Origin of the sequence: Salegentibacter maritimus (assembly GCF_016236975.1) — a bacterium.
Taxonomy (GTDB): domain Bacteria; phylum Bacteroidota; class Bacteroidia; order Flavobacteriales; family Flavobacteriaceae; genus Salegentibacter; species Salegentibacter maritimus.
Map to the genome: position 1 here is coordinate 1 of NZ_JAEHNY010000008.1, position 22,496 is coordinate 22,496.

Annotated in this window: 14 protein-coding genes and 1 tRNA gene; 7 read left to right on the top strand and 8 right to left on the bottom strand. The window is 37.9% G+C overall.

The annotated features are described in order from the left end of the window. Positions 1-176: 176 nt before the first annotated feature. Positions 177-250, bottom strand: a tRNA-Ile gene (locus I6U50_RS09675). 129 nt (positions 251-379) lie between these two features. Continuing rightward, on the bottom strand, positions 380-778 hold the full coding sequence (mce, locus tag I6U50_RS09680; protein ID WP_198638698.1) for a methylmalonyl-CoA epimerase: 399 nt from the start codon (positions 776-778) through the stop codon (positions 380-382). A 122-nt stretch (positions 779-900) separates the two neighbouring features. Here mce and rbfA point away from each other — a divergent pair, with 122 nt between their 5' ends. Further along, positions 901-1,296 (top strand): 30S ribosome-binding factor RbfA, encoded by a 396-nt coding sequence (rbfA, locus tag I6U50_RS09685; RefSeq protein ID WP_193712167.1) that lies wholly within the window; start codon positions 901-903, stop codon positions 1,294-1,296. A 1-nt stretch (position 1,297) separates the two neighbouring features. Then, entirely contained in the window at positions 1,298-2,503 is a 1,206-nt protein-coding gene (locus tag I6U50_RS09690) for an ABC transporter permease (RefSeq protein ID WP_198638699.1), read from the top strand. Positions 2,504-3,263: 760 nt separating this feature from the next. Here the strand turns inward: I6U50_RS09690 and dusB are convergent. From dusB to I6U50_RS09710, 4 genes are all read right to left on the bottom strand, one after another. Next, positions 3,264-4,256, bottom strand: a complete 993-nt coding sequence (gene dusB, locus I6U50_RS09695; protein WP_193712258.1) for a tRNA dihydrouridine synthase DusB — start codon at positions 4,254-4,256, stop codon at positions 3,264-3,266. A 219-nt stretch (positions 4,257-4,475) separates the two neighbouring features. Continuing rightward, complete coding sequence (locus I6U50_RS09700) at positions 4,476-6,869, bottom strand: outer membrane beta-barrel family protein (RefSeq protein WP_198638700.1); 2,394 nt, start codon at positions 6,867-6,869, stop codon at positions 4,476-4,478. A gap of 216 nt (positions 6,870-7,085) precedes the next feature. After that, a complete protein-coding gene (locus I6U50_RS09705; protein WP_198638701.1) occupies positions 7,086-10,037 on the bottom strand; it encodes a glycoside hydrolase family 3 N-terminal domain-containing protein in 2,952 nt (983 codons plus the stop codon). 16 nt (positions 10,038-10,053) lie between these two features. Further along, positions 10,054-11,211: an acyltransferase family protein gene (locus I6U50_RS09710; RefSeq protein ID WP_193712261.1), complete on the bottom strand. Its 1,158-nt coding sequence runs from the start codon at positions 11,209-11,211 to the stop codon at positions 10,054-10,056. A gap of 213 nt (positions 11,212-11,424) precedes the next feature. Here I6U50_RS09710 and I6U50_RS09715 point away from each other — a divergent pair, with 213 nt between their 5' ends. The 5 genes from I6U50_RS09715 to I6U50_RS09735 are packed head-to-tail and all read left to right on the top strand — an operon-like array spanning position 11,425 to position 20,042. Next, a complete protein-coding gene (locus tag I6U50_RS09715) occupies positions 11,425-12,696 on the top strand; it encodes an ROK family transcriptional regulator (RefSeq protein ID WP_193712262.1) in 1,272 nt (423 codons plus the stop codon). 27 nt (positions 12,697-12,723) lie between these two features. Next, on the top strand, positions 12,724-14,646 hold the full coding sequence (gene nagB, locus I6U50_RS09720) for a glucosamine-6-phosphate deaminase (RefSeq protein ID WP_198627850.1): 1,923 nt from the start codon (positions 12,724-12,726) through the stop codon (positions 14,644-14,646). A 3-nt stretch (positions 14,647-14,649) separates the two neighbouring features. Next, positions 14,650-15,588, top strand: a complete 939-nt coding sequence (locus I6U50_RS09725) for an N-acetylmuramoyl-L-alanine amidase (protein ID WP_232805919.1) — start codon at positions 14,650-14,652, stop codon at positions 15,586-15,588. A gap of 53 nt (positions 15,589-15,641) precedes the next feature. Beyond that, positions 15,642-16,229, top strand: a complete 588-nt coding sequence (locus I6U50_RS09730; RefSeq protein ID WP_198638702.1) for a peptidoglycan recognition protein family protein — start codon at positions 15,642-15,644, stop codon at positions 16,227-16,229. A gap of 18 nt (positions 16,230-16,247) precedes the next feature. Then, on the top strand, positions 16,248-20,042 hold the full coding sequence (locus I6U50_RS09735; protein WP_198638703.1) for a phosphodiester glycosidase family protein: 3,795 nt from the start codon (positions 16,248-16,250) through the stop codon (positions 20,040-20,042). Between the two features lie 84 nt (positions 20,043-20,126). Here I6U50_RS09735 and I6U50_RS09740 read toward each other — a convergent pair whose 3' ends face one another. Together I6U50_RS09740 and I6U50_RS09745 are read right to left on the bottom strand one after the other, a co-directional pair. Next, complete coding sequence (locus tag I6U50_RS09740; RefSeq protein WP_198638704.1) at positions 20,127-21,356, bottom strand: C40 family peptidase; 1,230 nt, start codon at positions 21,354-21,356, stop codon at positions 20,127-20,129. A gap of 64 nt (positions 21,357-21,420) precedes the next feature. After that, positions 21,421-22,437 carry a dipeptide epimerase gene (locus I6U50_RS09745; RefSeq protein WP_198638705.1) on the bottom strand — a complete coding sequence of 339 codons (1,017 nt, stop codon included), beginning with the start codon at positions 22,435-22,437 and terminating at the stop codon, positions 21,421-21,423. Positions 22,438-22,496: the final 59 nt, after the last annotated feature.

A 22,496-nucleotide genomic window follows, 5' to 3' on the forward strand; every position in this document is an offset into this window, starting at 1 on the left:
CAATTAAGAGGAGTAAGAAATACCGAGTTCTTCCTATTTAGACTCGAAAAATTATTTGCTTAAAAAAGCAAAAACCCAGAAAATGGTCTTGATCCTTAAAGAAACTGTATGTGCAAATTATGTGCAAATGAAAAAAGGCTTCACAGGTAAAACCTCGTGAAGCCTTTGTTTAACAGTGGTCCCACCTGGGCTCGAACCAGGGACCCCTTGATTATGAGTCAAGTGCTCTAACCAGCTGAGCTATAGGACCAATTCAAGTATTTCAACAATACCCGAATTTTAGGAGTGCAATATTAGTATATATTTTCAATCCCTGCAAGACTAAATCCAATTTTCCTTCATCAGTTTTTATTCCGGAGTCCCACTTTTAGAAATTCGTTTACTTTTCCTGGCATAATTCTACCAAAACCCCGTGACTGCTTTTAGGATGCATAAAAGCCACCAACTTATTATCGGCGCCCGCTTTGGGTTCGGTATTTATCAGCTTAAAACCTTCTTTTTCCAATCGGGCGATTTCGGCTTTAATATCATCTACCGCAAAGGCCATATGGTGAATTCCTTCGCCACGCTTTTCAATAAACTTTGCAATAGGGCTTTCAGGATTTGTAGCCGCCAGTAATTCAATTTTACTCTCACCAATTTTAAAAAAAGAGGTACTCACTCCCTCACTTTCCACGGTTTCGGTTTTATAATGCTCACTCCCAAAAACCGCTTTATAAGTGGCATTTGCCGCTTCCAGATCTTTTACGGCAATCCCAATATGCTCAATTTTCTTCATTTTTCTATTTTTAAGTAGATGCAGCAAGTTAAACTTCTAATTTTATATATTCAAAAAGCATTAGAACACGCATCAACCTAAGATCTTATGCGCATACCAATTTATTGTAGTATTTTTGCCGTATGGAAGAGACAAACAGACAAAAGAAAATAGGAGGGGTTTTGCAGCGCGATCTAGCCGATATCCTGCAAAAAAACCTAAAAGATGCCGGGAGAACAGGAGTAATTATTTCGGTCTCTAAAGTAAAAGTGACCACAGACCTTTCTATAGCAAAGGCTTATGTTAGCATTTTTCCGCAGAAACATGCGCAGGAAGTTATTGAAGAAATCAATCTTGGAAAGTCTAAGATAAAGCACGAGTTGGCACAGCGCACCAAACATCAACTTAGAAAAATGCCTGAAATTAATTACTACCTGGACGATTCGCTGGAATATATAGAAAACATAGAAAAGTCTATTAAAGGCGAGGAAGACCCTATCTCTAATCCAGATTTATTGGAGCGTCGCAAAAAATCTTAATTTGAAGTTCCCCTTTTACATCGCCAGGCGCTATTTGTTTAGCAAAAGCAGCAATAATGCTATTAATATTATTACCATTATTGCCGCTGTGGGTGTATTTGCAGGGGCTTTTTCGCTATTTATTGTGCTCTCGGGCTTCGCCGGTCTCAAAGACTTTAGCCTTTCTTTTTCCAATAAATTTGATCCCGATTTAAAAATATTACCGTCAAGCGGAAAAACATTTCAGTTCCCTGAAAATAAAGCAGCAGAATTAATTGAAATTGAAGGAGTTTCAAGCTTTAGTAAAATTATTGAAGAACGCATTTTCCTTGACTATCGCAATAAAAACCATACAGCATTTATAAAAGGGGTAGATAAAAATTACCGGCAGGTAACCCAAATAGACAGTGCAGTTTCCGGTTCGTGGTTAACCAATAGCGAGGCACAGGTGGTAGTTGGCAATACTATTTCCCGAAAACTGGGGCTTAGCATTTTTAATTACCAGCACCTATTAAATATTATGGTGCCGCGCCCGGGAAAAGGGCAAATTACCGGCTTAAACCCAGGCCAGGCTTTTAACCAGGAAAAAGTTATAGTTAGCGGGATTTACAGCGTAAATGAAGAATTAGATGACAAATATGTGTTTTCTAACCTTAGTTTTGCCCGAAACCTTTTAGAATTAGACGAAAATACTTTTTCGGCTGTAGAAATTAAAATAGCTCCAAATGCAGACGCTGAACTGGTAACCCAGCAGATTAAAGCCCTGTTTGGCGATGAAATAATTATAAAAAACCGTGCGCAACTCAACGAGATGCTCTATAAAATGCTCAATACCGAAAATCTTGCGGTCTATCTTATTTTTACCCTGGTTTTAATTATTGCGCTTTTTAATGTTGTAGGCTCAATAATTATGGTAATTCTGGATAAACGGGAGAATATTAAAACCCTGTTTAACCTGGGAGCTTCTGAACGTCAAATAAAAAAGATTTTCTTTACCCAGGGAATACTCATGACGCTTATTGGCGGCGCCGTAGGCTTATCGGCTGCAATCCTCTTAGTATTTCTCCAATTGCAATTCAATTTGGTTATGATTACACCCAGCCTTCCTTATCCCGTAGCTATCACGCTTGAAAATATTTTAATCGTGATTTTTACCATAGGAATCCTGGGGCTGCTCGCGTCTTTTATTGCGGCTGGAAGTAGTAAAAAAGCTTTAAAGGCGGTGTAAAACCCCTCTGGTATATTAGCTGGCCATGAATACACGAATCTTATAACTTTAAACGCTCCCCTCCTTCCCAAGGAGGGGAATGAATTCAGCGTAGCTGAAGAAAGGGGTGGTTAAACACTCACAAAATAAAAACACAAAAATTCTGCAACATAAAACCCCTCAAACCTGGCGACCACCTCCCCTTGAAAATAAAGGGAGGAGCTTTATTGTTTCTAAAAATGTATAAATAAAATCAGAATTCATACTTGTAAATAATTAGACCCTGAAATAAATTCACGATGACGGAGATAACAGCTCCCCACCTTCCCAAGGAGGGGAATGAATTCAGCGTAGCTGAAGAAAGGGGTGGTTAAATACTCAACAAGTTAAGAACGCAAAAATTCTGCAACCTGAAATCCCTTAGACCTGGCGACCACCTCCCCTTGAAAATAAAGGGAGGAGCTTTATTGTTTCTAAAAACGTATAAATAAAAACAGAATTCCTACTTGTAAATAATTAGGTCCTGAAATAAATTCAGGATGACGGAGATAACAGCTCCCCTCCTTCTCAAGGAGGGGAATGAATTCAGCGTAGCTGAAGAAAGGGGGTGGTTAAACATCCACAAAATAAAAACACAAAAGCACTATAAAAAGAAACCACTCCAACTACCCTTAAAATAAAGAGAAGGGTTCTTTTTATTTTTTAAAAAATAAGTAAACTTCCGAAATACTATTTCTAAGGTATTAGATCCTGAAACAAGTTCAGGATGACTAAATTATGTTTAAGCAAACTGAAAATCAGAAAAGTCGCGTTCTACCTCATCAAAAGCCGCAAAAACATCTACAGCATCATCGCTGGTCACCATTTTCATTCGGTATTCTTTAAAATGTGGTATTCCTTTAAAGTAATTCGTATAATGTCTTCGGGTTTCAAAAACACCCAACTTTTCCCCTTTCCAGTCAATGGACATTTGTAAATGACGCCTTGCAGCATCTAAACGTTCTATCATTGTTGGTGGCGCTAAGTGCTCTCCGGTTTCAAAATAATGTTTTACCTCTCTAAAAAACCAGGGATAACCAATAGCCGCACGACCAATCATGGCTCCGTCCAGACCAAATTTATCCCTCATTTCCACTGCTCTTTCGGGCGTATCTACATCGCCATTTCCAAAAACCGGAATATGCATTCGCGGGTTATTCTTCACTTCGGAAATTGGTGCCCAATCAGCTTCGCCCTTATACATTTGTACACGGGTTCTTCCGTGAATAGAAATGGCTTTACAGCCTACATCCTGTAACCTTTCGGCAACCTCAACAATTTTTATAGAGTCATTATCCCAACCCAATCGGGTTTTTACGGTTATCGGCAGGTTAGTATGTTTCACCATGGCTTCTGTAAGGGAAACCATAAGATCTATATCTTTTAAAATACCGGCCCCGGCACCTTTGGAAACTACTTTTTTAACAGGGCAACCAAAATTGATATCAATAATATCGGGATTGGATTTCTCTACAATTTCTACCGATTGCAGCATAGATTCCAGGTTGGCTCCAAAAATTTGAATACCTACCGGGCGTTCTTTTTCATAAATATCAAGTTTCATGGTACTTTTCGCGGCGTCGCGAATAAGCCCTTCTGAAGAAATAAACTCGGTATAAACCACATCTGCTCCCTGCTCTTTGCAAAGCGCCCGAAATGGCGGGTCACTCACATCTTCCATCGGTGCCAACAGCAACGGGAAGTCTCCTACATCTATATTTCCTATTTTAGCCACTTTAATTTATTTTGGAGTGCAAAAGTACAAAAAAAGTAAGCCCACCCCAAGCCTCCCAAAAGCAGGGAGTTAAATCGGATTTTCCCTATAAACCCTCATCCTGAATTTATTTTAAAGCCTGCCTCGATTTTTTTTCGGGGATCTAACAAGATATAATTTCAGTATAGGTTTAGAAGCTGAAATAAGTTCAGCTTGACGGAATAAAGCATATTCGGTCCTTTACAACCTATCCCTTTCAGCCGCTTCTATGCTACGTTGATTATCTTTTAGCCTAAAGTTTCCGAAGTTATACTTAAACCCAAGCCTAACATAACGCATTTCCTCACGGGCAAAAAATGAATTATCCTGGTTTAGATACCGGGAAGTAAGCCTGGTATTAGTATCATTAAAAATATCGTGGATATTTAGGCTTAATTCTGCACGATTGTTCCAAAGTGTTTTTCTAAAACCAATATTTAAGGTTGAAAAAGGATCAAAATTATAAGATCCTGAAATAAAATCTGAAACATAGGTAAAGCTTAAGTTACCCGAAAAAGTACCATCTTTTGATAGTGTAAAAGAATTGTATAACTGGGTATAAACCGCATCAATCTCATTGGTTACTTTGGCATTATCACTCTCTACAGCAAGAAATTTATTCTCTTCGTGAAATAAAGAGGCATATAATTGTGTATACCACCAACCAAAAACAGAACGCCCGTGCAGCACATCCAGGCCGTAACTTTTACTCTCCAAAAGATTTGCCTGCATTCTTCTTATAGTTAAATTTTGATTGTCCTGAAAGGCCAAACTAGCCGGAGACCTGCCATTATCCCTATAATAAATATCAAAAAAATACTTCTGCATTAAGGTATAATTTAGGTTGAAATTATTACTAATTGCAGCACGTAAATTCGGGTTTCCCGCATTAAAATCGTTTTCATTTAGAAAATAGCGGAATGGATTTAAACTTTCATAACGCGGGCGTTCAATTCTTCTGCTGTAATCCAGGGTAAAGCTATGCTTATCTGAAGCCCGGTATTGTAGGTAAGCGGTAGGAAATAATTCAAAATATTCCTGACTGTTTAATTCATCGGTTGAAAAAGACATTCCTAAAAGATCGGTATATTCTCCTCTTAGCCCCAACTTTGCGCTCCACTGTTCCCAGTCGCGGGTGGCACTGGCATACAATGCATACACATTTTCATCGTAATGAAATTCGTCTGAAAGATTATCGTACAATTCTTCCAGGCTTTCGGCATTAAAGAAATCGATCCCACTTTCTGAATCTATACTCGATAATTTAAGTCCGCTTTTAAATGCGGTTGCCCCAAGACTCGTACTTAAATCTATTTGGGCGGTAAAAATGTTGATATCCTGAATTGCTTCGGTATTAAAGGTAATATTATTCACCATTTCACCATTTCCTGAAAAATAATTGGTTTCCACCATTTGATCTCTCTCCTGGTTAAATTTGGTATAGTGAGCCCCGGCCGAAATAGTTCCCCCATTTTCAAAACTGTGAATATAACTTAAATCTAATGCAACATTACTATCATCGGTAGTTACACCACTATTGGTTAGAAAAGAATAGGTGGGAATATAGTACATAGTCACATTATTGGTTTCCAGCGAATTATCAAAAGTTTTATCGGGTGAAAACAAGAGATTAGAAGAAAAGCTCAACTTATTATATGCATCTAAATCGTAGTCGAAGATAATATTGGCGTTATGCGCCTGCGAATTCGTTATGCGCTCAAAATCTGTATCCCAAATATTTACAGTGTTAAAGTTGATATAACTATCATCCCGTTTTATTTCCTTTCGGGGGCTAAAAGTATAATTAGCAAACACATTTAATTTTTCGCCTTTCCAATAATGACTGGTTCCCAAAAGGTACTTCGGAACGATGCCCTGTGTGTATGCTCCTTCTATACTTCCTTTATAACCGGGAGATATAGCTGAAGTGGTATTAATATTTAGAATAGCACCGCCTTCAGCTTCATAACGTGCCGGCGGATTGGTAATTACCTCAACCGAACTAATATTTTCGGCCGAATAACTTTGTAAAAGGTTTTGTAGTTCATTGGCAGTTAATTGTACTTTCCTATCGTTTATATAAACACTTACCCCGGCATTCCTAACCTGCAATTGCCCCTGGTTTATAATTACTCCCGGGGTTTGTCGCAAAATATCCCAGCTGTTTCCGCTGGAAAGTGTTGAGTTTTCAACATCAAAGGTAATACGGTCTATGCTTCGTCTAATATTTGGTTTACGGGTTTTAATAGTTACCTCATCTAAATTTGAGGCAGCTTCTTTTAAGATTATTTTCTTTAATTTTTTATCAGAATTTACTGAAATCTCACGTAGATATTCTTCGTAACCTACAAAACTCACTTTTAAGAGGTATTTATCAGATGGAACTTCCTTAAAAGAAAACTCCCCATTATCTTCTGAAATAACCCCTTTATAGACAGAAGTAGAATCTTGTGAATTTAATAAAATAACATTGGCAAATGCCACCGGTTCACTGGCTTCATTTACCAGTTTTCCTTTTAAGCTGTTTTGTGCAAAAAAAGGGTTAGAAGATAGAAGTAGTAGGGTAATTAGGATGGGGGGGCATTTACGGTTCATATACTTCGAATGGTTTGCGAAAAATTCAAACAAATATATACTTTATTAGATAATATGTAAAGTGTTTAAGGAATCTATTCTTTAATTCAGAATATTTATTAATAAATCAACTTGGAAAAAGTCCACGAGGCATTCGTTGAAAACAAATTATTAATTTCGAGGCAAGTCCAGGGGTATTACATCCTTTGGCGGTGCCAATAAACCAATCTTAAAACACTATTCCTCTATAGCATCATATAAAACCTGCTGTATATTAGTTCTGGTATTTAATTGGTATAGTCTTGTATTTTCCCTTGTAGGTAAAACCCGGTTAGAAAGAAACAGGTAAAGCAAATCTTCGGCAGGGTCTACCCAGGCATAAATTCCCGTAAAGCCTGTATGGCCAAAACTGGCTTTGCTGGCATCTTTTGCCGTATTGCTGCTTTCGCCTTTATATTCTAAATAAGGTTTATCAAAACCTATCCCCCGGTGATTGTTATTTTCGGGAAACTGGGCTGTACTCCATTCCTTTAAGGTTTCTTCTTCAATATAACGCTCCCCTCCATATTCGCCCATATTAAGGTACATCTGCATCAGTTTTGCAAGATCGTTGGCGTTAGAGAAAAGTCCGGCGTTGGCAGAAATACCACCCATCATTATTGCACCTTCATCGTGCACCATTCCATGAATTGGTTTTTTTCGGAATAAATAATCGTGTTCGGTAGGGACTATTCGGCTTTTTTCAAAGCGCTCCAGCGGGTTATAACCTAAGCTTGTAGCACCCAGTTTATTATAAAAATTTTCATTGATATATTTTCTGAAATCTTCCCCGGAAATCTCTTCAACTATTGAGGGCAATAAATAAAAAACCAGACCCGAATATTTATATTTCGCCTCGTCTTCCAAGTCTGACTTTTTAATAGCTTTAAATATCTTCTTCTGGTAATTGCGATGTAACCATAAATCTTCACTCACTTTTACAGGAAAGCGCCTGGAAGAATCTTTTTTAAAGGTAAACCATTTGTGACTTCCGTTTTCACGAAGCGTATTTCTCCAATAGGGAATCCAGGGCTTAAACCTGGCCTGGTGAGCAAGGATTTGCCTAAAAGGAACCTCTGCTTTATTTGAATTCTTAAAATACGGTAAATAATCTTCTATACCGGCATCAAGTTCAAATTTCCCTTCATCGTGCAACTTCATTAAAGCCGGTAAAGCCGAAGAAATTTTGGTTACCGAAGCCAGGTCGTAGATATCGTTTTTTTTTACTCTTACGGTATCACTATATTTATGGAAACCATAGGCTTTATGCAATACTACCTTTCCATCTTTAGCGACTAAAATTTGCCCTCCCGGCGTCGCTTTTTTTTTTATGGCTTCGTGCATTAAAGAATCTACACCTCCATACAGCACATTAGAATTCATCCCGGCATCTTCAGGTAGTGTATATTTTAACCTTATTTTCCCCTTAACATCCAATCCGTCTCCAGATTTAAACTTCTCACCAACGCTCACAGGAAGTCTTCCATTGGCTCCTACCCCACCAAAAATAAGCTGGGCGGCAAGGTCTTGTGTGGTTTTGGTATCCTGGTAGGTTAAAACCAAACCGGCAGCATTTTCAATCCCATCAAGCTTATTTAAGGAATACGGATTTTTAAAATAGCTAAAAACCGTATGCTCTTCCCCGGCAAGTTCTGCAATAAAATCTTTTACCGGTTTAGAGAATTTCATCGTATTGCGGGGAAAACGGCTATCGTCGTGAATTCCACCAATAACCAGGTTATATGCTGAAAGTTTTTCTTTGATTTTTGCTACTTCAGAAGCACTTGCACCGGCCTTTAACTGGAAGTTTTTTACTTCGGTATAAAGATTTAGGCTTTTCTGAAATTCAGTTTGCCCGGAAGCTCCAAAAGATATTGAAGCAATCTTTAAAGTATCCAGTTTTCTTAAAGGTAAAATGCTGTTTTTATTCCTTAATACGGTAAGTGAGGCTTCTACCAGTTTTCTGTTTAAAAATTTTGCTTTAGGAGTGTTTATCTCCTTCAAAATATTTTTAGGGCTTTGCGCTTTAAACTCATTTAAGCCAACCCATTGTTTAACCGCCAAAATTTTTCTCACTCTTTCATCTAATGCTGCCTGGGTAATTAGGCCTTGCTGCACAGCTTTAGTAACCTCCTCAATAGCTCTTGGAACATCTTCGGTAAACTCTAAAAGATCATTTCCGGCCAAAATAGCGTCTTTATCTACAACACCGGGTTCGTTTCCGGCGGTTACCCCTTTCATATTCATGGCATCGGTTACAATTAACCCTTTAAATCCTAAGCTATCTTTAAGAATACCGGTAATAATAGATTTTGACAAGGTTGAAGGCACCCCGGTAGAATCTAGCGCGGGAATATTTAGATGCGCTACCATCACACCTCCAATTCCGGCGTCTATTAATTCTTTAAAAGGATACATTTCTAAGGAATCTAATCTTTCAAAAGGGTGGTTTATTTGGGGCAGTGCATAATGGGAATCGGTATCGGTATCTCCGTGTCCGGGAAAATGCTTGGCCGATGTCAATAAATTAGCATCTTGCATACCCCTCATATAAGCAATTCCTTTGCGGGAAACGTTTTCTTTATTTTCACCAAAAGAGCGGTAATTAATTACCGGGTTGTTGGGATTGTTATTTACATCTACCACCGGTGCAAAATTAAGGTGAAGGCCGGTACGTTTTATTTGGCGTGCAACCTCACAACCCAACTCATACACCAAACTGTCGTCCTGGATAGCACCCAAAGCCATTTGGTAAGGATAGCTTATGGTATTGTCTAATCTCATTCCCAGACCCCATTCGGCATCTATGGCACCCAACAAAGGAACTTTTGAAGCCAATTGATAATCGTTCATCAAAGTTAACTGTGTTTCTGGATCGCCCTGGAAAAATATTACACCCCCAATTTTTTGATCATTAATCAATTTTAAAATTTCTTCTTTATGTGCATTGTCACGGTTAGAGTAAGCCGCGACCATAATAAGCTGGGCAATACGCTCTTTTGGAGTAAGCTCTTGCATAATGGAATCTACCCATTTACTATTGGTATATTGAAGAAATTCCGGTATTTTTTTAAGGTTTTCCTGCGCCTGAAGCGTTAGGCCTAAAAAAACCATTATAAAGGTAAACAAGCGAACTTTTATATTTTCCATTATTCAAAAATTGATTTTATACTTTAATATAGATACGTTTTTTATGCAAAAAATAACCAAGCAACCACATTAGTAACATATAAGAAACGGCAAATAGCAGCGAAGCATTATAATTGTTTAACCAGCTAAGATATAAGTTTTCGTAAAGCCAGGGTTTTAGAGCCTGACCGTTAACATAAATAACATTTAAAAGCATCACTACAAGGCCAGACATGACAAAAACAAACAAAGGGTTTTTGCCAAAAGCTTCAAAAAAGCCAGTCCATTTTTTTTGGCCAAGAATTTCAATAATCAATATAAAAACTGAAAGCACTAAAAGTGTCCAACCTGTGCTATATAACACATAAGAACTACTCCAGATAGGCTTGTTAATTGGAAACCAAATATCCCAAATTTGTGCTACCGCCAACAAGATAACACCATATATACCAAGCTTGATTACAGTAGCCATGTTATTTCCCGATTTTTGTATAAAAACGCCTGCCGCATACCCGGCAATTACATTTACAATAGCGGGAAGTGTACTCAATAAACCTTCAGGATCAAATGGCAAGCCATAGCCTTTATATAGATTTTCATCATTGAATATAAGCTGGTCGAACTTTAACGCTGCGTTCTGCTCTAGTGAAAGCGGATTGGGTTGATCGCCAAAAAACCACATAATTGCCCAATACCCAAGTAAAATAATACTTCCAAAGATTATCGATTTTTTCAACTTTAAATAATGAAGAATAAGAGATGCAAAAAAGTAGCAAAGGGCAATACGCTGTAAAACACCCATAATGCGAATATTTGCTAAATTTTTAAAAACCAGTTCTCCTTCCTGCCTAAAAACAAAGGGAAATGCATTTAAAAACAATCCTATGAGAAAAATGAGTATAGACCGCTTAAAAACTTTTTTTAAAAATACGCTTTCAGAAATACTTTCATATTTGCGAAGACTAAAACTCATCGCGTTTCCTATTACAAATAAAAACGAAGGGAACACCCAATCTGTAGGGGTAAATCCATCCCAGGGCGCATGCTTAAATGGTGCATAAATGTGCGACCAACTACCGGGTGTATTCACCAGTATCATTAGGGCCACGGTTAATCCGCGTAATACATCTAACGCAAGATATCGCTCGCTTTTAACTCTTGTTGTTTCCTTCGGTAATTTGTTTGTAAGCGCCATCCTTGCTTATTATAATACTAATTAAAGAAAAATAGATTTAAAAATTGTATATTAAACTAAATATATAAAAATACAAAATTTGCTTAAATAGCCGATCTTTTATAAAAAAATAGAAAAAGTATTTCTAAAAATGATTTTTTTATCTACTTTTAAATTCAAAATAAATTCATTTTTCCAAAAGCTTTTATTTTACAATCCAGACAACTCAAATTTATGCCGACAGACCTACATAACTTCTTTCTAGATGAAAAAAACCTCTCTACAATAAACAATGTAGAGCGAAAGAAATTTCTTCAGAAATTAAAGATCATCAAGCATCTTTTTCTAAATGGAGAGACTTCAAACGCAGAGGTTTGCCAACGTTTTAATGTAAGTTTGCCAACTTCTATGTCTCTTTTGAACCAACTTACTGAAGAAGGCATCGTGATAAAGAAAGGTCGTGGAAAATCTGAAGGAGGAAGGAAACCCGATCTTTACGGGCTTATTGAAGAATCGTTTTTTGTAATAAGTGTTCATATTGAGCGTTTTAGGATTAAATTAGCGATAATTGATAATAACCATTCAATAATTAAGGAGAAGTCCTGGCCAACAGAAATCTCTTCAGAAACCAATATTGTAGAGCTCTTATATAAATGGAGCCAGGAATTGCTTCAAGAAGCCGAAATAAAGCAAGACCAAATTATGGGTGTAGGTATAAGTATGCCCGGACTGGTTTCTGCCGATGCCGGTAAGAACTTTACCTATTATTTAAGCGAACAGGAGCCAGAATCACTTAAATTAAAAATTGAGAAAAAATTTAAAAAACCGGTAGCTATCTTAAATGATGCTAAAAGTGCCTGCCTGGCTGAATTTCGCTATGGAAAAGCCAAAAACAAAAACAATGTTTTAGTGATTTCTATGGATTGGGGTATTGGCCTGGGAATTATTATGGGTGGCAAAATGCACTCTGGAGAATCTGGTTTTGCCGGTGAATTTGGCCATATCCCCATGACAGAAGATGGCCTGTTATGTCACTGTGGCAAGCGTGGCTGCCTGGAAACAGAAGCCTCTGGCCTTGCTTTGGTTAGAAAAACAAAAGAAGGTTTAAAAGCCGGACAAACTTCGGTTTTAAATAGTCTTAAAAAAGAAGAGCTCGAAAAACTAGAACCAGAAACTATCATAGAGGCAGCAAATAGAGGAGATCAATTCGCGATCCAGGCCTTATCTGAAATAGGAATTAAATTAGGGAAAGGAATTGCGATTCTAATTCAAATATTTAATCCCGAATTGGTGATTTTAGAAGGGAAGATTGCCGAAGCAAAGAAGTTTATTACCACACCAATTCAACAATCTATAAATACCTATTGCATGATGCAACTTAAAGAACGTACCAAAATAGAACTTTCTACTCTTGGTGCACATTCCAGTTTGTACGGGGGCACCATAGCAGTAATGGAAGATATTTTTAAAGACCAGGTAAACCTGGTAAAATCGCATATCAGCTAAATAATAAATCAATAATCAGCTAAAATTATGGCAAGATTAAATCTTTTAGAAGAAACACGTTTTGAAAAACTACCGGTAAAAGTTTATGAAGATGAACATATTGCCTCTAGAAAGGTAGCGAAACGCATTGCAGATCTAATTCAGCGTAAACAGGGTAATAACGAACATGCCGTTCTAGGCCTTGCTACAGGGGCTACTCCGGTTAAAGTTTATGAAGAACTAATTAGACTGCACAAAGAAGAAGGCTTAAGTTTTAAAAACGTGATCACTTTTAACCTGGATGAGTATTACCCAATGCAACCAGATGCCAAGCAGAGCTACGTTAAGTTTATGGATGAAGTCCTTTTTAACCATATAGACATAGAAAGGCAAAACATTCATATTCCCGATGGAACCCTAAACAAAGATGAAATTACTGATTATTGTCTTGCCTATGAAGAAAAAATTGGGTTCTACGGCGGATTAGATTTACAGTTGCTGGGAATTGGTAGAACGGGACATATTGGTTTTAATGAGCCTGGGTCTGCCCCCAACTCTGGTACACGTTTAGTTACTTTAGACGATTTAACGCGTCGCGATGCATCACGTGATTTTGGAGGTAAAGAAAATGTACCTACCAAAGCCATAACCATGGGTATAGGTACTATTTTTAAAGCCCGGGAAATTATTTTAATGGCCTGGAGCAGAAAAAAAGCTCCAATTATTAAAAAGGCTGTAGAAGGTGAGATTTCAGGAAATGTTCCGGCAACCTATCTTCAACTTTCAGATAATGTTGAATTTATACTTGATAACGATGCGGCTTCAGAATTAACCAGATTTGACACGCCCTGGTTGGTAAAAGATTGCGCATGGGATAAAACCCTTATTAAAAAAGCCGTAATCTGGCTTTCTTCCGAAGTAGGAAAACCAATCTTAAAGCTTACTGACGAAGACTATAATAATAATGGCATGGCACAACTTGCTACCGAGCAAGGCCCGGCATACCAAATTAATATAGACGTTTTTAACCAATTACAACATAGCATTACCGGTTGGCCCGGTGGTAAACCCCAGGCAGACGACTCCCAACGTCCGGAACGTAAAAGCCCTGAGAAAAAACGCTCGCTAATTTTCTCTCCGCACCCCGACGATGATGTTATTTCTATGGGAGGTACTTTTATTAGGCTTGTAGACCAGGGGCACGATGTTCACGTGGCTTATCAAACTTCAGGAAATACAGCTGTTTGGGATACCGATGTATTGCGCTATGTAGAATTTGCCATAGATTTTAAGCGAAGTACCGGAGAAGACACCAGTAAATTGGAAGCAACTTATGAAAAGATGCGTGCATTTATTGACAAGAAACAACCCAACGATATAGATTTAGATGAAATTAGAGACGTAAAAGCCTTTATTAGAAAGTCTGAAGCTATTGCAGGAGCCCGTTACGCAGGCCTAAAGGATAAAAACATCCATTTTATGGCGCTGCCATTCTACGAAACAGGAAAGCGGGTAAAAAGCCCTGTAACCGAAAAAGACGTAGAACTTACTATGGAACTGTTGAACGAAATAAAACCTCATCAGGTTTTTGCAGCAGGAGATTTTGCCGACCCTCATGGCACCCATATTGTTTGTTTCCGTATAATTCTGGAAGCACTTAACAGGCTTCGTAAAACGGAATCCTGGACTAAAGACTGTTGGTTATGGATGTACCGTGGAGCCTGGCAAGAGTTTGCTGTTCACGAGATCGAAATGGCAGTTCCGCTATCTCCACAAGAAGTTGAACGCAAAAGAAAGGCTATCTTTCAACACCAATCCCAAAAAGACACCCCGGTTTTCCCAGGTGATGACGAAAGGGAGTTTTGGGTACGGGCAGAAGAAAGAAACCGCGAAACCGCTGAAAGCTACCATGCCCTTGGACTGGCAAACTACGAAGCCATGGAGGCTTTTGTAAGATGGAAATTTGATTAAAAAATGAAAAGTTCTTATCTGCTTTTTATTAGTCTATTAATGCTTGGCATACTTGGTTCATGCAGTTCTAACCCCTATGCTAAAACCAACAGAATCTATAAAAAGCAGGTAAAAAACTTTAGTAAAGAGTTACAGCAGTTCCCTACCCGGGAAAACCAAAACGAATCCGCACTCAATTATGGCGATTACTGGGTAGGAACTACTAACTTCAATATGCGCAAACCAAATTACGTGGTTTTACACCATACGGCGCAAGACTCTGTAAAACAAACTTTAAATACATTCACACTTCCCAGAACACAGGTAAGCTCACACTATGTTGTTGCAAAAAATGGTGAAATATACCATATGCTTAACGATTATCTTAGGGCCTGGCACGGTGGCATTGGCCAATGGGGCAACAACACCGATTTAAATTCTTCTTCACTGGGCATTGAAATTGATAACAATGGAAAAGAAAAATTTACCGACTTACAGATTACAAGTCTGCTAAAGTTATTAGACGAAATTAAAGAAAAATACAATATTCCCGCAGAAAATTTTATAGGTCATTCTGATATTGCACCTTCCAGAAAGGTAGACCCTAATGCTTATTTCCCATGGAAACGCTTAGCTGACGCAGGTTTTGGACTGTGGTATAATGAAGCTGAATTAGAAAACCTACAACTTGAAGCCGAGTTTTTTAAGCCGAATCCTTTGGTTATTAATCTCAATACCCGTCTTACTTCCCGCATCCCTTTTATAGATAAATTGGTTTTTCCTAAAATAATCCCTGCCGATTTTAATATTGAAAATGCCCTTAAAATTATAGGTTATAATACTTCAAACCTGGAGGCAGCAAAAAGTGCTTTTAAATTGCATTTTATTCAAGAAGACCTGGATCAGCCTTTTAATGCCTATGATATAAAAGTGCTGTATTTGCTTTATAAGAAGTATCTTTAAATAATTTTTGCTTCTAAAAAACGGAACAATTTAAAATTAAATGCGGTAATCCCATGAGCTATATTACCAAGTCTATTGCTCTTATTGTGTTTTTATGGAGTTTCTCAATTTCTGCCCAAAAGAGCAATAAAAAAGATTTTGTTATTCTTAAAAGGGAAGACTGGAATGCCAAAAAAGCGGTTATGGAAATGAAGTTGCATAAACCGCAATTTATTACCATTCACCACACAGGGATGCCACAAAAGCCGGAACTTTCTATAGAAAAGAAACTGCAGGCCTTGCAAAATTTCTCCCAAAAAAATTCTCCAATGGCCGATGGGAGCATTAAAAAAGCCTGGGCAGACGTTCCTTACCATTTTTATATCGCAACCAATGGTAAAATTGCTGAAGGAAGGAATATAAACTTCCAGGGCGATTCCAATACTAATTACAACCTTGAAGGCCATGTACTAATCGTGGTAGAAGGAGATTTTAATAAAGAAAAAGTTCTACCTCAACAGTGGGAAAGTTTAAAAGAACTTATCGCCTTTATTTCCAGCGAATATGACATTTCCCCTAAGACAATTAGCGGCCACAGAGACCAAGCCGAGACCAGTTGTCCCGGGAATAATATATATCAAAAGCTATCAGAATTAAAATAACCCCTAAAATAGATTGCTATGAAACTAACTAAAATATTCATCAATATTTTAGGCCTTTTACTCATTTTTCCGCTCCAAAGCCAGGAAATAAATCTTAATTGGCAACCAAGAGAAGACTTAAATATAAATCTACCCGCTTCTATAAAGATTTTTGATGCTTTTGGTAAATTACCAGATAATAAGCCGGTTAGGGCGATGTATGCCATTATAGATCTGCGTGACACCAACCTTAAATTGCGTTCTTTAGGCAGTAATACCATAAGGGAAACCACCAAAGAAACCTATAAAAGAGGAAATGGAATATTAGCCATAAATGGTGGTTATTTCGCCGCAAATTCTTCTGTAAGCACAATTATTCAGGATGGAGAAGTGATCGCACCGGGACCAAATACTGAAATTGCAAGGGGTGCTTTTGGAATAAAGAATAACAAACCGGAAGTTGCCTGGGTAAATTCCGGAAATAATAATATTCCTATGAAATTCGCCTCGCCAGATATCAATTCAAAATCGGAAATTTGGAATGTAAGTCAGGCAGTAGGTGGCGGACCGGTTTTACTGAAAAATGGGAAAATTAACGTAACCGATAAAGAAGAAGGATTTACGGGTAGCCACCTGATGCGGCATCCAAGAACTGCCATTGGTTACAAGAACAAACACAGCTTAATTATGATGGTCGTAGACGGACGGCAGGAGGCCAGTGTTGGCGTGAGTTTGGAAGAATTAGCACAGTTAATGTTAGAAGTTGGTGCAAAAGAAGCCGTAAACTTAGATGGCGGAGGGTCCTCGGCTATGATTGCCGCCAACGAGGTAGTAAATATTCCAACAGATATTACCGGAGGAAACCGAAATAGTTTAAGAAAAAATGCCGGGGCTTTAGTAATATCTGAAACTCAGGTTTCGACTCGTACCCAACCAATAATTTTTGATACTGAGGATAGCAATTTCTCTCAGGCAGGAATATGGAGTACCTCTAACCAGGTAAATTATTATGGAGAAAGTGCCTCCAGGCAAGCTACTTCAAACAAGATAAATAAAGCTTTTTATACTTTTAAAGGTATAGCGCGCAATAATTACCAACTAGCTTCGTGGTTTACTGTAAACTCGCAGAAAAATTCTGAACAAGTACTGTATATTTTACATCGTGAAGCCAAAACCGATACCCTTAGTATCAATCAAAAATCCCTGAAAAATGTAGGAAAGTGGAATGTGCTGGGCAATTTTGAAATAGGCCCCAAAGACAGCCTTGAAATAGTTGGAGCCTCTGAAGGAAAATTTACTGTAGATGCCATACGCCTGGTAGCCAAAAAAGATTCTCCTGTGTTACCAAAACGAGGAGATTTTCGTATTGCGGTAATCTCCGACTTAAATTCAGGGCTTGGAGCGGCCAATTACGAGTGGCAGGTAGATAGCATAATAAATAGAATTCCGAAAATTTGGCAACCAGATTTAGTGATTTGTGGCGGTGATATGGTTGCAGGTATGGGAATTTCTAAAACAACCCAATTGCAAAAAATGTGGGATGGTTTTGATGGGCATATCATGGCTCCTTTGCACAAAGCGAAAATTCCATTTGCCTTTACCCTGGGCAATCATGACGGACCAAGAAATTATACAATAGAACATAACTTTGCTAAAAAATTTTGGAATAAAAACATATATAAAACAGGGCTTCAATTTGTAGACGCTACTAATTTTCCTAACTACTACTCTTTTGTAGCAAAAAATAACTTTTTTGTTTCCTGGGAAGCCTCTTCTTCCAAAATCACCAAAGAAAACCTGGAATGGTTAAAAGAGCAGTTTAAAACCCCTGAAGCAAAAAAATCCACCTATAGATTTGTAATAGGCCATATGCCCCTTTACAGTGTAGCGCAGGAAAGGGATTCTAAAGGCAATGTTTTAGAAAATGCCAAAGAATTACAGAAACTGCTTGAGAAATATGAAGTACATACGTATATAAGTGGGCATCAACACGCTTATTATCCGGGTAAAAGAGGAAAATTACAATTATTAAATACCGGTGCTGCCGGATCTGGGCCCCGTTCATGGCTAACGCAAAGTAAAAAACCGGTAAATGCCATAACAATCATGGATATCTTTAATTCAAAAGATTCCATTATTTACAGTACCTACGATATAAAGAAAAAGCAAGCTGCAGCAATGCCTTTGTTTGACGAAAAAACTTTACCTGCAGCCATGATAGGCGTAAACGGTTATGTAATGCGCCGGGATATTGTTAAAAGCCAAAAATTTAAAGCTTATTTGTCTAGTTTAAATACTAAAACAGCTGACATTGACGGCTTAGCAGAGGTGAAGGCTAAAATTGAAAACAACAAACTTAAAATCATGGGTAATTACTTTAATGTAGCTTCAGAATTTTCTAATAGCAGCCCGATAAAAATCTATAAAGGAAGGCATACCGAAGACGGGGAATTACTAAAAGAAATAAAACTTAAGTCACCTTCCACGAAGAATGGAACATTTTCAACCCATTTAAAACTTACCGAAGAAATTAGAAGCTATTTAAGTTTTGGGGGAATTTATATTCAAATAAATACCAAAACAGGCAGTTTACGATCTCAATTATTACCGGTACAAAACAAAGCCCCACAAGCAGCACAAATTGTATCACATTACCCAAAAAATACTTATGGTATACGCAATATTGATGCACTTTATGAAATAAAATGGAGCCCGGCCATAGACCAGGATGGAGATTTTGTTAGTTATATTTATCAGGTCTCTCCAACCGAAGATTTTTCTAAAATAATTCTTCAGAAAAAAACAGGAAGGGAAACCAGTTTAAAAATGACAGAGAAACAATGGTTTAAATTGCTTGGAGATTCCAATATTGGCCAACAGCTAAGTTTTTACCATCGCATTCTAGCCACAGACGGAAGTAATTTCTCTTATGCTTCTCCTACCCCTTTAAATTTAATGAAATCTCAAGAAGCCCTGGATGATCTTGCCCAAATACCGGCTGCAAATTACGTTTTTAAAGGAAAGCTGGATGCTACCGGTGCAGGTTACGGTGCCGAATGGGATGGAGAAGGAAAACTCTGGCTAGCCGATTATAACAAAGGCTTAATTATTAAAAACACCAATAACAAAGAAACAGATTTTTCGCCTTTAACTTCCGTAAAAATTAATGGCGAAGAATTTAATTTAAGCCCAGTAAACGGTATTGGAATAGATTTGGACGGAAATATTCTAGCCGGAATTAATCGTAGGCTCATTAAAATTAACGCGACAACCGGAAAAGGCATTGCGGTTTGGGAAGCACCTAAAGGCGCACGGGCAATTACAGCACCACGTGCGTCCGAAAATGGAGAAATATATGCCATGTCTCTCTTTGGCGATGATCCTAACTATATATTAAAACAGCAGGGAAATACTTTTAAACTCATAAGAACTATTGAACTTAAAGGCAGGAACCTCGCACGAACTTTTGATATGACCAAAGATGGCAAAACCCTTTTTTTTCCAGACCCTGGTAGCCCTAAAATTCAGGTTTATAGCAGTGAAAATTCCAAAGATTATACTAAACAAGAAAATATTACCAGTATTTCTGCCGGCTCTAGTGCAATACAAGTAGTAAATGATGCTATTTATACCGCTGTACGATCCAGTGGAATTTCGCCTTCCAGTATTCATTATAGAAATGAAGAAAAGCAAGAAATGTGGACGTTGGAACTGCCGGAAGTAAATGGCGCCGAACCTCGTGGCATAGGGGTTTCTAAGGATGGTAATACTATAATTTTCTGCAGCTGGGATAAAGGAGGCGGTTATTATCTATATGAAAGAGAAAACCAATAACCTCCTGTTAATAAATAACGCTCTTCAAAAAAAATCCTCATAAGTTCTAAGAACTTATGAGGATTTTTTTTGAAGGCAACCAGTTTACATCTTCACTTCTTCTGGCTCAGAAGTCGTAAAGAGATCGGTGTTTTTAAGGTACATTAAGCCTTTATCTTCTTTGTTTAATATACGTTTACTGCGTAGGTAGCGATTGTAGTTATACTCATCAAAATCTTCGGCTTCGGTATCAAAATTACTAACGTGAACTTCACCCATAGAATGGATAAACTTGTTATCTCCAATCCACATTCCTACGTGAACCACACGTTCTGAAGTAGAATCGGTTGCCGGTTTTCCAAAGAAAAGCAAATCGCCTTTTTCAAGATTTTCAAAATTCTTATCAGAATCAACCACGTCCCCCGTATGAATTTGTTGCGAAGCATCCCGCGGAATCACCATTCCGTTTAAAAAATAAATGGTTTTGGTATATCCGCTACAATCAACCCCTTTAGGAGAGGTTCCTCCCCATAAATAAGGTAAACCCATCAATTTATGCGCAGTAGCTACCAGATCTTCTTTATTTTGCTCTAAAGAAGACAGCCACTCTTTATATGGCTGCGCATAAGCCTTCTCTACAAAGCCGTCTTTGCCATTTGGATATCTTACCCTATAGAAATTATTTTGCTCGCCTGTAAGCTCTAAAACATTCCCTGCCACAAGATCTGAAACAGTTTGGGAGTTGGTATTTGCTTCGGAATATGAATTGCCGGTTGGTTCGGTAAAAATAAGTTTATCTTCAGATTTCCAGGCAAGGAATTCTTCTTTGGTCATATTTTCAATACCACCATAGTCTACCCAGGCCAAATATCCCTCTGGGGTTTGCACATAATACCAGCCGTCTTGCTTCTTATATACTTTAAGGGGCATTCCCAGGGTTGCCTGGGTAACTAATTGTGCCGAATGCTTAGGCTCGTCGCGCAGGTTGGCCACCGAAATCTTTACTACTCCGTGAACTTTATCTTCTAAAGCCTCAGCATCTGGAAGAACCTTGATACTATCGGTGAACTTTATATTTTCAGCCTCCAATTTTTCTTTTAATGAATTTACTGCTTCGGGAGTATTTGTTTCTCCTTTTAAGATATAGGCTTCACCATTTTTAGCTGCTTCAACTTTAAAAAGCGCTACCCGGCCATCTGGCGCATAGGTCTCTTCCACTTCCGAAATGTGACTTTTAAGTGGAGTTTCTTCATTTTTTTCTTCTGTTTCCTCACAGGAGGCGAACAAAAAGACGCTTAAGAGAAAAGGTAGGTAAGATTTTGTGATTAATTTCATCGCTATTTATTTTTACTTTTTAAAAATTTAGATTCTGAAACAGGTTTAGAATGACATGATTTTTCTATTTCTCATATAATTCAACTCCGGTTCCATTTCTATTAGGAAAATGTACTTTTTCGTCATAAACTTTTACGCCGTCGGCAATATCATTTTTAATTAATAGGCCACCATCCATATCTACATAATCCAGCAATGGCAATAATTGAGCTATGGCCGAAATTCCCACGGTAGATTCAGTCATACAGCCCAGCATTACTTTTAAGCCAAGGGACTTGCCTTTTAAAATCATTCGTTTTCCCGGCGTTAGCCCACCACACTTTGTAAGTTTAATATTTATACCGTGAAAATAGCCCGCACATTTCTCTACATCGCTTTCTTCAATACAGCTTTCATCGGCAATTAGTGGTAAAACCGATTCTTTATAAAGTCTTTCCATTCCTTCCCAGTCGTTTGCTTTTAAGGGCTGCTCCAGGAACTCTACATTTAATTCTTTTAGGGCTTTGGCATTTTCTATCGCCTGGTCTACCTTCCATGCGGCATTGGCATCTACACGGAAAATTGAATTGGTATGTTTTCGCAACTCTCTAATAATGGCTACATCATCTTTGGTACCAAGTTTTATTTTGTAAAGTGGCCACGGAAATTCTTTAATTTTCTGAATCATTTTTTCTACAGAATCTATTCCGATAGTGTAATTGGTAAGCGGAATATTATCTAAGGTTAAACCCCACAATTTGTAAAGCGGCTGCCGGTTTCTTTTTCCGTGCAAATCGTGCATCGCTATATCCAAAGCGCATAATGCAAACGGATTTTCTTTTAAATGAGGATAGGTTAAATTCCATAATTCTTCGGGATCTAACAGGATATTTTTAGCAATAAGGTCTTCAATTTTAAGGATATCGGCCTGCATTTTTTCTATGCTTACACCGTAATAAGAGGTTGCCGTAGCCTCGCCATAACCGGTAAACCCACGATCGCTTAAAGAAACGATTAAGGTTGGCTGTACATCCCGTGAACCATGACTTATGGTAAAAGTGTTTTTTAGTTCCAGGTTGTATGGATGAAATTTTAACTCCATTTTTTTAGCATTTTATTGGCACCGCCAAAAGGTATAATACCCCGAGGCTTGCCTCGAAA

Excerpts from the sequence above, each read along its gene's own strand:
- mce (WP_198638698.1), bottom strand. The coding sequence starts at position 778 with ATGAAGAAAATTGAGCATATTGGGATTGCCGTAAAAGATCTGGAAGCG.
- rbfA (WP_193712167.1), top strand. The coding sequence starts at position 901 with ATGGAAGAGACAAACAGACAAAAGAAAATAGGAGGGGTTTTGCAGCGC.
- I6U50_RS09700 (WP_198638700.1), bottom strand. The coding sequence starts at position 6,869 with ATGAACCGTAAATGCCCCCCCATCCTAATTACCCTACTACTTCTATCT.
- I6U50_RS09705 (WP_198638701.1), bottom strand. The coding sequence starts at position 10,037 with ATGGAAAATATAAAAGTTCGCTTGTTTACCTTTATAATGGTTTTTTTA.
- I6U50_RS09710 (WP_193712261.1), bottom strand. The coding sequence starts at position 11,211 with ATGGCGCTTACAAACAAATTACCGAAGGAAACAACAAGAGTTAAAAGC.
- I6U50_RS09715 (WP_193712262.1), top strand. The coding sequence starts at position 11,425 with ATGCCGACAGACCTACATAACTTCTTTCTAGATGAAAAAAACCTCTCT.
- nagB (WP_198627850.1), top strand. The coding sequence starts at position 12,724 with ATGGCAAGATTAAATCTTTTAGAAGAAACACGTTTTGAAAAACTACCG.
- I6U50_RS09725 (WP_232805919.1), top strand. The coding sequence starts at position 14,650 with ATGAAAAGTTCTTATCTGCTTTTTATTAGTCTATTAATGCTTGGCATA.
- I6U50_RS09730 (WP_198638702.1), top strand. The coding sequence starts at position 15,642 with ATGAGCTATATTACCAAGTCTATTGCTCTTATTGTGTTTTTATGGAGT.
- I6U50_RS09735 (WP_198638703.1), top strand. The coding sequence starts at position 16,248 with ATGAAACTAACTAAAATATTCATCAATATTTTAGGCCTTTTACTCATT.
- I6U50_RS09740 (WP_198638704.1), bottom strand. The coding sequence starts at position 21,356 with ATGAAATTAATCACAAAATCTTACCTACCTTTTCTCTTAAGCGTCTTT.
- I6U50_RS09745 (WP_198638705.1), bottom strand. The coding sequence starts at position 22,437 with ATGGAGTTAAAATTTCATCCATACAACCTGGAACTAAAAAACACTTTT.